Raw genomic sequence first — 14,694 nt, 5'->3', positions numbered from 1 at the left:
GCCTTGTTATAGGAGGGCCAGTTAGTGATTTTAAAATTTTGTTTTGCCATGGAGACCTGATTTTGAAACAACTATGGTGATCTGATCCGATGATTACCCAAACTTTCTATTTATTCAACAAAGCCCTCTCTTTCTTCAACCCGCATTTCCTCAACCTGCATTGTATCTGCGTTGTAACGCCGCGCTACCAGGCCCGTTTTGTTGTGAGCATGCAGGCATTCCCACTTTTTTTTGCCAGGTAACTGCCCGATTCTGGCTACACTGCCGTCATGGATAAAAGCACCTTTGTTAATGTGGGCTTTAGCCTGCCGGAATTGCTGATTGCACTGACGCTTATCGCCTTGTTATCCGCAGGAGGAATACAGGGTTGGGCCACCTATCAGCAGGCTGTGCGCCTCGAGCATCAAACGCAGTTGGTGATGTTGTTTCTGCAACGCGTGCAGGCCAATGCCTATTGGTATAACGACACGCGCACCGTGAGTGTAATACAAGCCGGTGAGGCGTGGTGTTTGCGCGAAGGAACAGGGACGTCGTTGAGCTGTTATGAGGGCACCGGCGGGCGTTTATTGCCCTCTGCACGCGATGTACGCATTGCCGCAATGGCACACCCGACGGTTACCTTTTATGGTCTGCGCAATACGGCGCAGGCAGGACACCTGGTGTTAGAGAATAGTGCCGGTCGTCTGCGTATCGTGATATCGATCTAGGGGAGGATACGGTTATGCAGCGATACACAGCCAGTATTGGGCATTCCGCGTTGCTAAGCCGCAGAATCGGCGGCTTGATCCGCAGGAAGTGACGGTAACGCGCTTTGAAGTGATCGCATGGCGTAATGTGACCGGACGGACGCTCTATGAAGTGCATCTGGCGGGACACTGGTTTCGTCGCCCTGATATTGCGCGCCATACGGTGCGCTGGATTACAGGGTGTAACGCATGAAACGTTGGTGCCAGCAGGGCAATGGTGCACTCTTGATGGTGATGGTGATGGTGATGGTGATGTTGCTGGCAGCCGTGGGGCTGCTGTTAATGACAGGAATGCAACGGCAGTTGGACAGCGCTCTCTCTCTTACCCATGATGAACGCCGCTATTGGCAAACGCTGGTGTTGGCCGAATCGTCGTTACAATGGGGCATTGGGCAGGTATGGCTTATGGGCAATCGTAGCGGCGAACAATGCCTCAGCTCTGCAACAGAAGGGCTGCGAGTCTGTTTACGACAGTTGCCTGGTGAATACTATATGTTGCTGCGCGGTGAGGGGCATCTTTCCCGCTCTTCATCAGTGATGGTGCTCTATCAGCGTGTGGTACCCATTGAGCCTGATGGTGAAACCAGCCCATTGAAGCCTATCGCGGGGGGCTGGCTGGATTTTTGCCCCGAAAGGCAGGAGGCCATTTGTGGCGGATAGCCTGAGAATCTCTTGTGGAGGATGTCGACAAAGACAACGTCAACAAGGGTTTGGGTTGGTGGAAACCGCCATCGCCGCGCTGTTTTTTGCCATATCAGTGTTAGGATTACTGCAATATCATCAGCGGTTGCAGCAGGTCTTTGTACATCAATGGCAGCAACGGCAAGCATGGCATCTGGCATATCAGCAGCTTGCCATTTATGCTGCTATGCTGCTATGCTGCTATGCTGCCGGTCGGGGGAGGGGAGACACTGACGTTACTTGAGCGCGATCTTCCTCCAGGATGGCAGTTAGATTTGACGGATCAGCTCCAGACGGCAGCGTGTCTGCGCGTCTCTTCGACGGTGACAACGCCGCAGTATCATCAGGCGCGTTTGTACCGTTGGTTTTGTTTTACTGATATGAATCGGCGAACCGTGCCTGAGGGCAATTGACGGTGAGCGGGGTTTGCGGGCACCGAAACGGGAATCATCATGTTCAGGGTTTATCACTCAAATCAGTTAGATATTTTGAAAACGCTGATGGTGACGCTGATAGCGCGCCAACCGTTACAGGGCCCTTTTCAGCCTGAAACAATCCTGGTTCAAAGCCCTGGTATGGCGCAATGGTTACAGATCGAACTTGCTACTCACTTTGGTATTGCTGCCAATCTGCATTTTCCTTTGCCCGGCGTTTTTCTGTGGGACATGTGTCGGCGCGTGTTACCGGATATCCCGGCGGAAAACACCTTCAGCAAGGAAGCGATGACCTGGAAGTTAATGCATATTCTGCCTCAGCAGCAGGATAACCCATCATTCTTGCCGTTGAGTCACTACTTGCAAGACGACGCCGATAAACGCAAGCGGCATCAACTGGCAGGGAGGGTTGCGGATCTGTTCGATCAATACCTGATTTATCGGCCTGAGTGGATCAAACAGTGGCAAGCCGGTGCGCTGGTGGACGGATTGGGGGATGCGCAGGTGTGGCAAGCCGAGCTGTGGCGTGCACTTTTGCAATACAGCGCGCAACTTGAACAGAAAGAGTGGCACCATGCTCGCCTCTATCAGAGCTTTATCGAGACGCTGGAGCAGGCCACTACCTGTCCGCAAGGGTTATCGCCGCGCGTGTTTATCTGCGGTATTTCAGCGCTACCGCCGGTTTATTTGCACGCGCTGCGTGCATTGGCAAAGCATATTGATGTGCATCTGCTGTTTACTAACCCATGCCGAGATTACTGGAGTGATATTCAGGATCGCCATTTCTTAGCGAAGCTGAAAAGTCGTCAGCGTCGCTTGCACAGCAACAGCTCGGAGGAGCAATACCGTCCGCTGTTTCGCGATCCCAGCAATGTCGATGGGTTATTCAACGATGAGGGTGAACAGCGCATTGTGAATCCGTTGCTGGCAAGCTGGGGAAAACTGGGGCGTGACCATCTCTACCAGTTGGCGCAGATCGACGAGGTCGATGATATTGAAGCCTTTGTCGAGCTTGATGGCACAACGCTATTGCAACAAGTGCAGCGCGATATTCTGGAGCTTGAAGACGGCAGCGTTATTGCCGATAGCGCACAAGCGCAGGCTAGCAGTGAGCGCAAGCGCCTGCTTACACCGCAGGATGCTTCTCTCACCTTTCACGCCTGCCACAGTCCGCAGCGTGAGGTTGAAGTATTGCACGACCAACTGCTGGCGATGATGGCGGAGGATGAAACACTCACGCCGCGTGATGTTATTGTTATGATGGCGGACATTGATAGTTATACGCCTTTCATTCAGGCGGTGTTTAGTAATGCGCCGACAGCGCGCTATTTGCCTTTTGCTATCTCTGACCAGCGAGCCCGCCACGCTCATCCGGTTCTGCCGGTGTTTCTCAGCCTGCTGGAATTGCCACACAGTCGTTTTACCGCCGAGCAGGTGTTTTCGCTGCTTGAAGTCCCGGCGCTTTCTGCCCGTTTTGGTATCGATGAAGAAGGGCTGCGCCGTTTGCGGTTGTGGGTGATGGAGTCTGGCGTGCGCTGGGGGCTTGATGATGACAACGTGCGCGATCTTGATTTGCCGGTTACCGGCCAGCACACCTGGCGCTTTGGCCTGACACGCATGCTGTTGGGCTATGCGATGAACAGCAGCGCAGGGGCCTGGCTGGGCGTGTTGCCCTACGATGAATCGAGTGGGTTGATTGCCCAACTGGTGGGGCAACTGGCGGAGTTGTTGGCGCAACTCACTCAATGGCGTCAGCGTTTACGGGTAGCGCGCACGCCAGCAGAATGGTTACCGTTATGTCGGCAATTGTTGGACGATCTCTTCATTGCGGATAGCGACAGCGATGCTGCGCTGTCTCTGATTGAGCAGCAGTGGCAGGCGATGCTGGGAGCGGCAGTCGCCAATGCGTTTGAGGAAGCGATCCCGGTGGCACTGCTGCGTGACGACTTGGCCCTGCGCCTGGATCGGGAAAAACTGAGCCAACGCTTTCTCGCCGGTGCCATTAATTTCTGTACGCTGATGCCCATGCGTTCGATTCCCTTCAAGGTGGTCTGCCTGCTGGGGATGAACGACGGTGTTTATCCGCGCACGCTGCCTCGGTTGGGGTTTGACCTGATGTCGCAGAAGGGGCAGCGCGGTGACCGCAGCCGTCGTGATGATGACCGCTATTTATTTCTGGAAGCGCTGATCTCGGCGCAACAGCGGCTCTATATCAGTTACATCGGTCGTGCCATTCAGGACAATACGCAGCGTTATCCCTCCGTGCTGGTGAGCGAACTGATGGAGTATTTGGCGCAAAGCTACCGTTTGCATGGGGATGAAGCGCAGGATCTGGACACCAGCGCGGCACGCGTTTGTGCGCATCTGTGCCGCGAACATACCCGTATGCCGTTTGACAAGGATAACTTCCTTGAACACGCTAAGCCATGCAGCTTCGCCAGCGAATGGCTCGCTGCCGCCGGTCGCACCGGATTGCCGCAGCCGCTGTTTGATACGCCACTAGAGCCTGTCATTTATCCCGAGATTACGATGGATGCGTTGAAACGTTTTTATCGTCACCCTGTCAAAACCTTTTTCCAAGGGCGTCTGGGCGTGAGCTTTGTCGTGCAGAACGATGAACTGCTTGATGAGGAGCCGTTCGCTTTGGATAACCTCAGTCGCTATCAGTTGAATGCGCAATTACTGAATACTCTGATTACGCAGGGGGATGCTGATGAACTGTTACACCGCGCCCGCGCGGCGGGCGAGCTTCCCTATGGTGCTTTCGGTGAGTTGTATTGGCAAAAACAGCGCCAGGAGATGCAAGCGCTGGCTGACAGCGTCAGCGCGGAGCGTGATGCGGCGGGAATGACCAGCCTGGAATTGGACATGACGCTAGACGGTGCGCGCCTTAGTGGCTGGGTGATGCAGGTACAGCGCGATGGGCTGTTGCGCTGGCGACCGGCGCGATTAGGGATGAAAGATGGCGTGGCCCTGTGGTTGGATCATCTGGCGTACTGCCTGGCGGGCGGTTCGGGAGAGAGCCGCATGTATGGCCGTGAAGAGACGGTCTGGCGCTTTGCGGCGGTTTCTGTGGAGGAAGCACAACGCCAGATGGCGCATATGATTGAAGGATATCAACAAGGCATGAACGCTCCACTATTATTACTGCATCAGAGCGGCGGGGCCTGGCTACAAGCATGCTACGATGCATCAAGCGGCACGCTGAACGATGCACCAGATGTGGTTCAGAAGGCGTTGAACAAGCTGCAACAAAGCTGGGCTGGCAACATGATGTCGCCCGGTGAAGGCGATGATTTCTATTTGCAGCGTATCGTGCCGGAACTGGATGAAGCCCACATTGAGGCGATTGTTACAGCGGCAAAAACCTGGCTGTTGCCGATCCTGAGCGCCAATCAAGCATAAGCGAACGGATGTAATGGCAGTGAATCAAGAACGGCGAGATTGACGTGAGAGAAAGGACGGTAATGAAGAGAGAATGGCGTAAACAGTTTGCCTGTTGTATCGGCATGATGATGTTGCTGCTGAGCGGTGTGTCCGCAGCGTGGGCGCAAACCGCAGGGTGGCGTCCTTTGGAGCAGGTTATTCGCAAGGGAGAAAACGATCCGCGTAATTATCAGGCGATCACGTTGGATAACGGCATGACGGTATTGCTGGTGTCCGATCATCAGGCAACTCGTTCGTTAGCATCGCTGGCGCTGCCTATCGGTTCACTCGACGATCCCAACAGCCAATTGGGATTGGCCCACTATCTGGAACACATGGTACTGATGGGTTCCAAACGTTATCCGCAGGCAGATGCGTTAGCTGAATTCCTGAAAAAACACGGTGGTAGCCACAATGCGAGTACTGCACCGTACCGTACTGCCTATTATCTTGAGGTCGAAAATGCGGCATTACAGCCCGCGCTCGATCGTCTGGCGGATGCCATTGCCGAGCTGCTGCTCGACCCGGTCAATGCCGATCGCGAACGCAATGCTGTCAATGCTGAATTAACCATGGCGCGCTCGCGCGATGGGCACCGCATGGTACAGGTGGGCGCAGAAACCTTAAACCCGGCGCATCCGGCATCACGTTTTTCCGGTGGGAATCTGGAAACGCTTAAGGACAAGCCTGGCAGCAAGCTGCATGATGAACTATTGGCGTTCTATCAGCGTTACTACTCGGCGAACCTGATGAAAGGCGTGATTTACAGCAATCAACCCTTGCCGGAATTGGCGAAAATGGCGGTAGAGACCTTCGGGCGCATCGCCAACCGTCAGGCTAAGGTGCCTGTTATCACGGCGCCGTCAGTGACGGACGACCAGCGCGGTATCATGATTCATTACGTGCCGGCGCAGCCACGCAAGCAATTGCGTATTGAGTTTCGCGGCGATGTCATGGAACAGACCGACCCTACCAGTCAGGCATTCCGCAGCCAAACCAACACCTATATCAGCTATTTGATTGGCAATCGCAGCCAAAATACGTTGTCGAACTGGCTGCAAAAGCAAGGGTTGATAGAGTCTTTGGGCGCAGGCGCTGACCCTATTCTCGATCGTAACGGTGGCCTCTTTAATATCTCTGTTACCCTGACCGATAAAGGCCTTGAGCAGTATGATGTGGTAGTGGCTGCCATTTTCCATTATCTGCAATTGTTGCAGCAGGAAGGCATCCAGCAGCGCTATTTTGATGAAATCTCTCGTGTGATGGCGCTCGATTTCCGCTATCAGTCCGTTAAGCGTGACATGGGCTATATCGAATGGCTGGTGGATACCATGATGCGCGTGCCGGTGGAACATACGCTGGATGCCGCCTATCTGGCCGATCGCTTTGATCCCGATGCGATTAAGCAACGTTTGGCCAGCATGACGCCGGAGCGTGCGCGTATCTGGCTGATAAGCCCTGATGCGCCTCACAACAAGGAGGCTTATTTTGTTAATGCGCCGTATCAGGTGGACAAAATAGCCCCGGTGCAGTTTACCCGCTGGCAAACGCTGGGCGAAAAAATGGAGCTCTCGTTGCCGACGCCAAATCCATATATCCCGACGGATTTCTCGCTGATCAAGCGCGGCGAAGTGCAGAATTACCCGAAAATGGTGTTACAGCAGCCGGGGATGCGTGTGCTCTATATGCCGAGTCGCTATTTTGCCGATGAACCGAAAGCTAACGTCACGGTGTTGCTGCGTAACCCGGTGGCGCAGGATACGGCGCGCCATCAGGTGATGTTCCAGCTTAATGACTATCTGGCGGGCTTAGCGCTGGATGATTTGAGCTATCAAGCTTCGATAGGGGGGATCAGTTTCTCTACCTGTGGAAATGATGGGCTAACCATCAACGCTAATGGTTATACGCAGCATTTGCCTAAGCTCATGCTGGCGCTGGTCGAAGGGTATGCAAGCTATACGGCGACGCCTGCACAGTTGGAGCAGGCCAAATCCTGGTATCTCCAGCAGTTGGACGCCTCTGAAAATGCCAAAGCGTATGAACAGGCACTGGAGCCTGTTCAGGCGATCTCTTCGCTGCCTTATACCGAGCGAGAAGAGCGGCGCGCTCTGCTTAAGGATATTTCGCTGGACGATGTCATGGCCTTCCGTGATGCGTTGTTGCGTGATGCCGCACCGGAAATGCTGGCAGTCGGTAACCTCACCGAAGGTCAGGTGACGAAACTGGCGCAGGATATCAAAGCGCGTCTGGCCTGTTCAGGGCAAATCTGGTGGCGTTCCCCTAGTGTGGAAGTCGCGCGTACCCAGCTTGCCAACCTGCAACGTGCGGGGAGCAGCACCGATTCTGCGTTGGCTGCGGTGTATATTCCCACTGGTTACGGTGAAGTGCAGGGCATGGCGTACAGTTCGCTGCTCAATCAGATCATTCAGCCCTGGTTCTATAACCAACTGAGAACGGAAGAGCAGCTCGGCTATGCGGTGTTCTCCTTCCCGACCATTGTTGGCCGCCAGTTCGGTATCGGGTTCTTGCTGCAAAGCAACAGCCAGCAGCCTGCTTACCTGTATCAGCGTTATCTGGATTTCTTCCAGAAAGCCAAGCCGCGCCTGCGTGCCATCAAAGCCGATGAGTTTGAGCAGTACAAGCAGGCGTTGATTACCGAACTGAGTCAGCATCCACAAACGATGAACGAAGAGGTTGGTCGGTTGCGTAACGATCTCGCTCGCGAAAACTTTGCCTTCAACACCCGTGAAAAACTGATTGAGGCGCTTAAACCGCTGACGGTTGAGCAACTTGCACGCTTCTTCGAACAGGCTCTGGCACCACAGGGGCTGGCGGTGTTGTCGCAAATCTCGGGCAGCCACCACGGTAAGGCTGATTACGCTGCGCCGAAAGGCTGGACGCTTTATCCCAATGCTTCAACGCTGCAACAGACGTTGCCAGTCAAACAACGGGTGATTGAAAAACCGCGTAGCGGCGTGTTGTCTGCTGAAAAAGTCTCGGCGGTTGAGAAAAAAAACGTGGTTGAGAAGGTTGCTCCATGAGTCAGGATACGCCGCATACGCTTGATGTGCTCACGCTCCCCCTGTTTGGGGAGCGGTTGATAGAAGCGTCTGCCGGTACGGGTAAAACCTATACGCTGGCGGGGCTCTATCTGCGCCTGTTATTAGGGCTGGGCGGCGAGGCGGCGTATCCTAAACCTCTGTTGGTGGAAGAGATCCTGGTGGTGACCTTTACGGAGGCGGCCACAGAGGAACTGCGCGATCGTATTCGCGCCAACATTCATGCGTTGCGTCTGGCTTGCCTGTGTGGCAAAAGCGACGATGCGCTTTTTTCGGCGTTGCTGGCGCTACTGCCCGATAAGCCGTCGGCGGCACAACTGTTGCTCGATGCTGAGCGACAAATGGATGAAGCCGCCATCTACACTATCCACGGCTTTTGTCAGCGCATGCTCGGAAGCCATGCTTTTGAGTCCGGTTCGCTGTTTGATCAGGAGTTGATCGAAGATGAACAGCTTCTTACCCGGCAGTCCTGTGCCGATTTCTGGCGGCGTTACTGTTATCCCTTGCCGTTCGATGTGGTCAGCGTCATTGGTCAACTCTGGAGTGGGCCGGATGCGTTACAGCGCGAACTTGCCCCCTATTTACAGGGCGAAGCGCCACAACTGCATAATCCACCCGCACCAGATGAGACGTTGTTACAGCGTCATCAGCAGATTCTGGCGCGCATTGATGATATCAAGCAGCAGTGGCGGCAGGTGGCTGCGCAGGTGGAGAAGTGCATTCTCGAATCGGATGTGGACAAGCGCAGCTACAGCAACCGTTATCTACCGGGCTGGGTAGAAAGCGTTAGCTTTTGGGCCGAAGCGCAAACCACCGACTATGCCTTGCCAAAAGCGCTGGAGCGGTTCGCACAATCTGTGTTGAACGAGAAAACCAAAAAGGGTGCGCCCCCCGTGCTTCCGGTGTTTTCGGCGATTGAAACGCTGCTTACCACGCCGTTGTCGCTACGCGATATTGTTATCGATCGGGCGTTGCATGATATTCGCGCAACGGTGCGTAGCGAAAAATTGCGCCGCGCGGCCTTGGGATTTGACGACCTGCTGAGCCGTCTGGATGAGGCGCTGCGCCAGCCGCTGGGTGAGCAACTGGCGGCCGTGATACGTCAGCGCCATCCGGTGGCGATGATTGATGAGTTTCAGGATACCGACCCGCAGCAGTATCGTATTTTCCGCGCTATCTATGGTGAACAGCCCGACAGCGGCATGTTGCTGATCGGTGATCCGAAACAAGCTATCTACGCGTTTCGCGGCGCGGATATTTTCACTTATATGCGGGCGCGTGCCGATGTTAAGGCACACTACACGCTGGAAACCAACTGGCGTTCTTCCCATGAGATGGTCAGCGGTGTGAACCGCTTGTTTCAATGCGTCGATAATCCATTTATTTTTTCGGCGATCCCTTTTTTGCCGGTTAAGCCTGCACCGAATAAACAGGGGCTGCGTTTTGAGCTGGACGGCGTGGCGCAGCCCGCACTGCAATTTTCTCTGTCGGGTTCTGTGGTATTGGGGACGGGGGAGTATCAGCAACTGATGGTGCAGCAGTGCGCCATGCAAATTCGCGACTGGTTGCAAGCGGGTCAACGCCGTACTGCCTGGCTGGATAATGGTCGTGAGCGCTCTCCTGTGCAGGCATCGGATATTTGTGTTTTGGTACGCAGCCGCCATGAAGCCGCATTGGTGCGTGATGCGCTGCGCCGTCTTGCCATTCCTTCCGTCTATCTCTCCAACCGTGACAGCGTATTTACCATCCCAGAGGCACGTGAGGTGCTGTGGTTGTTACAAGCAGTGCTGGCCCCAGAACAGGAACGCACGTTGCGCAGCGCGCTGGCGACCGCATTACTGGGATTCAGCGCCCAGCAGATTGATGCGCTAAACCAGAGTGAGGCAGACTGGGATGCGCAGGTCGATACCTTTGCCGCGTTTCGTGATCTTTGGCAGCGAAGGGGCGTGCTCCCGATGCTGCGCTCGCTCATGTCGCATTATCGTTTGGCGGAAAATCTACTGGCTAGCCGTGAGGGTGAACGCCGGTTAACCGATTTCTTGCACCTCGGAGAGCTGCTGCAACACGCCGGGGCCACGCTCGAAAGCGAGCATGCGCTGGTGCGCTGGTTGTCGCAGCAGATTTTGCAGCCCAATCCACAGTCAGAAAACCAGCAACTGCGGTTAGAGAGCGATCGCCATCTGGTGCAAATTGTCACCATCCATAAATCCAAAGGGCTGGAATATCCGCTGGTTTGGTTGCCGTTTATTTGTCACTTTCGCCCTCAGCCTGATGGCATTTACCATGACAGGCGTACCTTTCAGGCTCTTCTCGACGTCAATAGTGGGGAAGAAAGCCAGCAGTTGGCTGAGGAAGAGCGGCTGGCGGAAGATTTACGGCTCTTGTACGTGGCGCTGACGCGGTCGATTTACCACTGTAGCGTGGGGGTGGCACCGCTACAGCGCACCCGACGCAAAAGTGAAACGACAGACATGCACCTCAATGCGCTCGGCTATTTGCTGCAACGCGGCAAGGAGGCAGATGCGGATACCCTGGTCGCTGCACTGCATGCCTTGGAAGGTGATGGCGTTGCGGTAAACGCTGTGCGTGAATGGGATGGCATTCCCTGGCAAGATAACGTAGACAAGCCAGCAGTACTGCGCGCCAGTGAATGTGAGCGCCTGCTTACCAATAATTGGCGAGTGACCAGCTATTCGGGTTTACAACAGCATGGCGCTCAACAGCATCCTCTACAACTGGGGGGGACAATGGCGCAAGAGTTGTTTCCCCGCCTGGACGTTGATGCCGCGTTGGACCCGCGCAACCTTGTCCCTGAAGAGAGTGAGCAAACGCTCACCCCGCATACCTTCCCCAAAGGTGCAGGGCCGGGAACCTTTTTGCATAGTCTGTTTGAGACATTGGATTTTACCCAACCCGTCAGCGTTGAATGGCTGGAAGAGCAGTTGATAGCGCATGGCATGGCAAGTGGATGGACACCCACCTTGCAGGTGTGGTTTTCGGCTCTGCTGCATGCGCCGCTGAATGCGGATATGACCGCTTCTGACGCCCCATTGACGTTGGCAAGCGTACCTGCACAGCAGCGAATTGCCGAGCTGGCCTTTTATCTGCCAATAGATGCCCCGCTACAGGCAACCGCGCTGGATGCTCTGGCAAAACGTTACGATCCTCTGTCAGCGAATTGCCCGCCACTCTCCTTTCAGCAGGTGCAGGGGATGTTGAAAGGCTTTATCGATCTGGTTTTTTGCTGGCAGGGTCGTTATTACCTGCTGGATTATAAGTCGAACTGGCTGGGAGAAAGCGCCAGTGCCTACACGCAGCCTGCCATTCAAGCGGCAATGATGGCGCACCGCTATGATTTGCAGTATCAGCTTTATACGCTGGCTCTGCATCGCTATCTGCGCCATCGGGTGCCGGATTATGATTACGACCGCCACATTGGTGGCGCTATCTACCTGTTTTTGCGTGGTGTCGATTCGGTTTTTCCCTCGAATGGTATTTTCACCCAGCGTCTGCCGCGAGCCTTTGTAGAGCACCTCGATCGCTTGTTCAGCGGTGAAGTGGCACTGTCAGGAGAACGTCTATGATGGACTTGCTGGCGACGGCGATGGAGCGCCAACTGCTGCGCCCGCTGGATGTACAGTTCGCGCGTATGCTGGCCGATGGACAGCCCGCACTGGTGCAACTGGCGGCGGCGTTGGTGAGCGCGGCGGCGGGTGCGGGCAACGTCTGTTTACCGTTGACGGAATTGCACCCTGATTTCCTGTTTGATGGTCGCGATCCTGCACTGGCGCACGCGCTGTGGGATCTCGCAGGGCTACCGGATAGCGCGGCGTGGCAGCAGGGCCTGCTGGCTTCACCCGCCGTGGGCGATGGCCGTGAGACAACGCCGCTGGTGTTGCAGCACCAACGGCTTTATTTGCAACGCAATTGGCTGAGTGAAGTGCAGGTAGCGGCCTTTTTTGCCGGAAGTCATCTCGTCGATATTCATACCGATCCCCTTGCCGTACGTCGCGTGTTAGACCGCTTGTTTTCACCGCTTGATGCCGAGGTAGATTGGCAAAAAGTGGCTGCTGCCGTAGCGCTGACGCATCGGGTCTCGGCGATTTCCGGCGGGCCGGGCACGGGAAAAACCACGACGGTAGCCAAACTGCTAGCCGCCATGCTGTTGCTGCATGAAGGGGACAAACCGTTACGCATTCAACTGGCTGCCCCGACAGGAAAAGCAGCGGCGCGTTTGACGGAATCGCTGCGCAGTGCGCTCAGCAAACTGCCGCTGGAAGAGGCGCAGCAGCGTCATTTGCCGCGGGAAGCGACTACGCTGCACCGTCTGTTGGGCGCAGTGCCTGACAGTCAACGCTTACGTTATCACCAGGGCAATCCGCTCCATCTCGATGTGCTGGTGGTGGATGAAGCCTCGATGGTGGATCTGCCGATGATGGCAAATCTGGTATTGGCGCTGCCAGCTACGGCACAGGTGATTTTCCTGGGCGATCGCGATCAGCTGGCCTCCGTTGAGGCAGGGGCGGTATTGGGCGATATTTGTCTCTTTGCCGCACAGGGCTATAGCGCTCAACGGGTTGAGGAACTCGAACAACTGACGGGCTACCGGTTGGTAGCGTCATCCGACGTGAGTCCTGCGGTGGCAGACAGTTTGTGCCTCCTGCAAAAGAGCTACCGATTCGATCAGCACTCTGGCATTGGCATCGTGGCGCGAGCGGTAAACGGTGGCGATGAACGTCAGGTTCGACAGGTGTTGCAGGATGAACATGACGATCTGCACTGCCTGCCGCTGGCGCAGGAAGAGGATTACCAGCAGATGTTGGCGCAGTGCGTGGCCGGGTATAGCGACTATTTGCAGGCGGTAGCACAGGGGCAGGATGCCGCACAGGTGCTGGCGGCATTTAACCGTTTTCGTTTATTGTGCGCGCTGCGTGACGGCCCGTTTGGCGTTGCCGGTTTGAATGTGCGTATTGAGCAGGCGCTGCAACAGGCCGGGTTGATTCATCGCAGCCGTAATCCGACGAATCCCTGGTATTCCGGCCGACCGGTAATGATTGCCCGTAATGATGCGTTGCTTGGCGTGTTTAACGGCGACATCGGGCTCGCCATGCCGAATGAGGCGGGGGAACTGCGCGTTTACTTCCAACTGCCCGATGGTCAGATGAAACCGGTCAGTCCGAGTCGCTTGCCGCCGCATGAAACCGCCTACGCCATGACGGTGCACAAATCTCAAGGATCGGAGTTCGATCATACCGCACTGGTGTTGCCGAACGGCTTTTTGCCGGTGTTGACGCGCGAATTGGTGTACACCGCGGTTACGCGCGCACGCACGCAACTGTCACTCTACGCGGAGATAAGCATCTTGTGTCTCGCGGTGAGAACGCCAACGCGTCGCTTCAGCGGGCTGGAAATACGTATCCTCGCCGGTGGCTGACCGCTAAAAATCCAGCTCTATCGGAATTGGAGGGCTGTGAAGCATCAGCTTTCCCTGCTTGGTTATGCGAAACGTGGCGGAATAACGCGTTTTGGTGCTGCCAGCGATCAGGTTGTCCGCTTCGCTAAAGGCAAAACGCAGCGAAGCATTGCTGGCCCAAGGTGCTAGCTGGGTTAAGCGGTAGGTGAAATAGACCGCATTCATCCCCTGTGCAACGGGCTCAATCGTGATGATGCGGTCAAGTTCCATGCGCCCAAAGCAGAGATCGCCCGTGGTGCGCCACATTGGCTCGGCCTCCGGCGTTAACTCATAGACGATGTTCTCTCCCTGACGTGTCTCCCGTGCCAATCCGGCATCTACGAGTGCCTGCATGCGCCCGGTGATCCAGGACGCATCCTGGGCGTGGCTATATACTGGCCATTGCTTTACGCTGAGGCAATGCGCAGGCTTTGCGGCAAAATAGTCACGTAATGCCCGCTGATAGTCACTGTTTGTCGGCTGGGCCCAGAGGCTGCTTGGGAACAGTGCAACCCAGGATAATAAAAGGAGCAGCGCGTATTTAAGGTTCATGCAGTGTCCTTACCAGGCGAAAACCGATATCTGACATCATAAAACCCGGCGTATGTGCATCACACCCGCTGCGCAGGTTTCCTTGTGTCATATAGCTCCCGCCACAGAACAGGTAGAGCGTTTTACCACCTTCAACCGCAATGGTATCGTTAAGCCACTGAGACACATCGGCTTTACCGTTATGAATGGTGACCTTGGGTATAGAAAGTGATTGTTGAAGCCGTCATTCCGCACCTACTTTAAGAATAAATTCGACGGTATCGCTCGCCGAGAACATCAACGATGGTCTTGTGAACAGAATTGAGGTTGGATACTTGTGGTGGTCTGTCACCAATACTGAACTC

General features: G+C 55.3%; 11 protein-coding genes. 9 read left to right on the top strand and 2 right to left on the bottom strand.

Features of this window, described 5'->3' with window-relative positions:
* Nucleotides 1–269: 269 nt before the first annotated feature.
* The 9 genes from ACTBDZ_RS08775 (at nt 270) to recD (ending at nt 13,780) form a co-directional block, all read left to right on the top strand.
* Nucleotides 270–707, top strand: a complete 438-nt coding sequence (locus ACTBDZ_RS08775; protein WP_438815039.1) for a prepilin-type N-terminal cleavage/methylation domain-containing protein — start codon at nt 270–272, stop codon at nt 705–707.
* A gap of 88 nt (nt 708–795) precedes the next feature.
* Entirely contained in the window at nt 796–939 is a 144-nt protein-coding gene (locus ACTBDZ_RS08770; RefSeq protein ID WP_438815038.1) for a hypothetical protein, read from the top strand.
* A complete protein-coding gene (locus ACTBDZ_RS08765; protein WP_438815037.1) occupies nt 936–1,406 on the top strand; it encodes a YgdB family protein in 471 nt (156 codons plus the stop codon). The genes ACTBDZ_RS08770 and ACTBDZ_RS08765 overlap by 4 nt, the downstream gene beginning before the upstream one ends.
* On the top strand, nt 1,396–1,671 hold the full coding sequence (locus ACTBDZ_RS08760) for a type IV pilus modification PilV family protein (RefSeq protein ID WP_438815036.1): 276 nt from the start codon (nt 1,396–1,398) through the stop codon (nt 1,669–1,671). Before ACTBDZ_RS08765 ends, ACTBDZ_RS08760 begins: the two co-directional genes overlap by 11 nt.
* Nucleotides 1,607–1,840 (top strand): prepilin-type N-terminal cleavage/methylation domain-containing protein, encoded by a 234-nt coding sequence (locus ACTBDZ_RS08755; RefSeq protein WP_438815035.1) that lies wholly within the window; start codon nt 1,607–1,609, stop codon nt 1,838–1,840. The genes ACTBDZ_RS08760 and ACTBDZ_RS08755 overlap by 65 nt, the downstream gene beginning before the upstream one ends.
* Nucleotides 1,841–1,879: 39 nt before the next feature.
* The gene (recC, locus tag ACTBDZ_RS08750; protein WP_438815034.1) at nt 1,880–5,266 is read left to right on the top strand and encodes an exodeoxyribonuclease V subunit gamma; all 3,387 of its coding nucleotides are present in this window, start codon (nt 1,880–1,882) and stop codon (nt 5,264–5,266) included.
* Between the two features lie 62 nt (nt 5,267–5,328).
* Nucleotides 5,329–8,328: a pitrilysin gene (ptrA, locus tag ACTBDZ_RS08745; protein ID WP_438815033.1), complete on the top strand. Its 3,000-nt coding sequence runs from the start codon at nt 5,329–5,331 to the stop codon at nt 8,326–8,328.
* Nucleotides 8,325–11,930: an exodeoxyribonuclease V subunit beta gene (gene recB / locus ACTBDZ_RS08740; protein ID WP_438815032.1), complete on the top strand. Its 3,606-nt coding sequence runs from the start codon at nt 8,325–8,327 to the stop codon at nt 11,928–11,930. The genes ptrA and recB overlap by 4 nt, the downstream gene beginning before the upstream one ends.
* A complete protein-coding gene (gene recD / locus ACTBDZ_RS08735) occupies nt 11,927–13,780 on the top strand; it encodes an exodeoxyribonuclease V subunit alpha (RefSeq protein WP_438815031.1) in 1,854 nt (617 codons plus the stop codon). The genes recB and recD overlap by 4 nt, the downstream gene beginning before the upstream one ends.
* A 3-nt stretch (nt 13,781–13,783) precedes the next feature.
* Here the strand turns inward: recD and ACTBDZ_RS08730 are convergent, their stop codons facing one another.
* Both ACTBDZ_RS08730 and ACTBDZ_RS08725 read right to left on the bottom strand, forming a co-directional pair.
* A complete protein-coding gene (locus ACTBDZ_RS08730; RefSeq protein WP_438815030.1) occupies nt 13,784–14,350 on the bottom strand; it encodes a carbapenem biosynthesis protein CpmH in 567 nt (188 codons plus the stop codon).
* On the bottom strand, nt 14,340–14,516 hold the full coding sequence (locus ACTBDZ_RS08725) for a hypothetical protein (protein WP_438815029.1): 177 nt from the start codon (nt 14,514–14,516) through the stop codon (nt 14,340–14,342). The genes ACTBDZ_RS08730 and ACTBDZ_RS08725 overlap by 11 nt, the downstream gene beginning before the upstream one ends.
* Between the last annotated feature and the right edge of the window lie 178 nt (nt 14,517–14,694).

Source organism: Symbiopectobacterium sp., assembly GCF_051710365.1.
Lineage (GTDB): Bacteria > Pseudomonadota > Gammaproteobacteria > Enterobacterales > Enterobacteriaceae > Symbiopectobacterium.
The sequence above is the reverse complement of the archived record's forward strand: the minus strand, read 5'-3'. Positions and strand labels throughout refer to the sequence as shown.

What these genes read in the sequence shown, in the direction of transcription:
- ACTBDZ_RS08775 (WP_438815039.1), top strand. Translation starts at nt 270, where the DNA reads ATGGATAAAAGCACCTTTGTTAATGTGGGCTTTAGCCTGCCGGAATTG.
- ACTBDZ_RS08765 (WP_438815037.1), top strand. Translation starts at nt 936, where the DNA reads ATGAAACGTTGGTGCCAGCAGGGCAATGGTGCACTCTTGATGGTGATG.
- ACTBDZ_RS08755 (WP_438815035.1), top strand. Translation starts at nt 1,607, where the DNA reads ATGCTGCTATGCTGCTATGCTGCTATGCTGCCGGTCGGGGGAGGGGAG.
- recC (WP_438815034.1), top strand. Translation starts at nt 1,880, where the DNA reads ATGTTCAGGGTTTATCACTCAAATCAGTTAGATATTTTGAAAACGCTG.
- ptrA (WP_438815033.1), top strand. Translation starts at nt 5,329, where the DNA reads ATGAAGAGAGAATGGCGTAAACAGTTTGCCTGTTGTATCGGCATGATG.
- recB (WP_438815032.1), top strand. Translation starts at nt 8,325, where the DNA reads ATGAGTCAGGATACGCCGCATACGCTTGATGTGCTCACGCTCCCCCTG.
- recD (WP_438815031.1), top strand. Translation starts at nt 11,927, where the DNA reads ATGATGGACTTGCTGGCGACGGCGATGGAGCGCCAACTGCTGCGCCCG.
- ACTBDZ_RS08730 (WP_438815030.1), bottom strand. Translation starts at nt 14,350, where the DNA reads ATGAACCTTAAATACGCGCTGCTCCTTTTATTATCCTGGGTTGCACTG.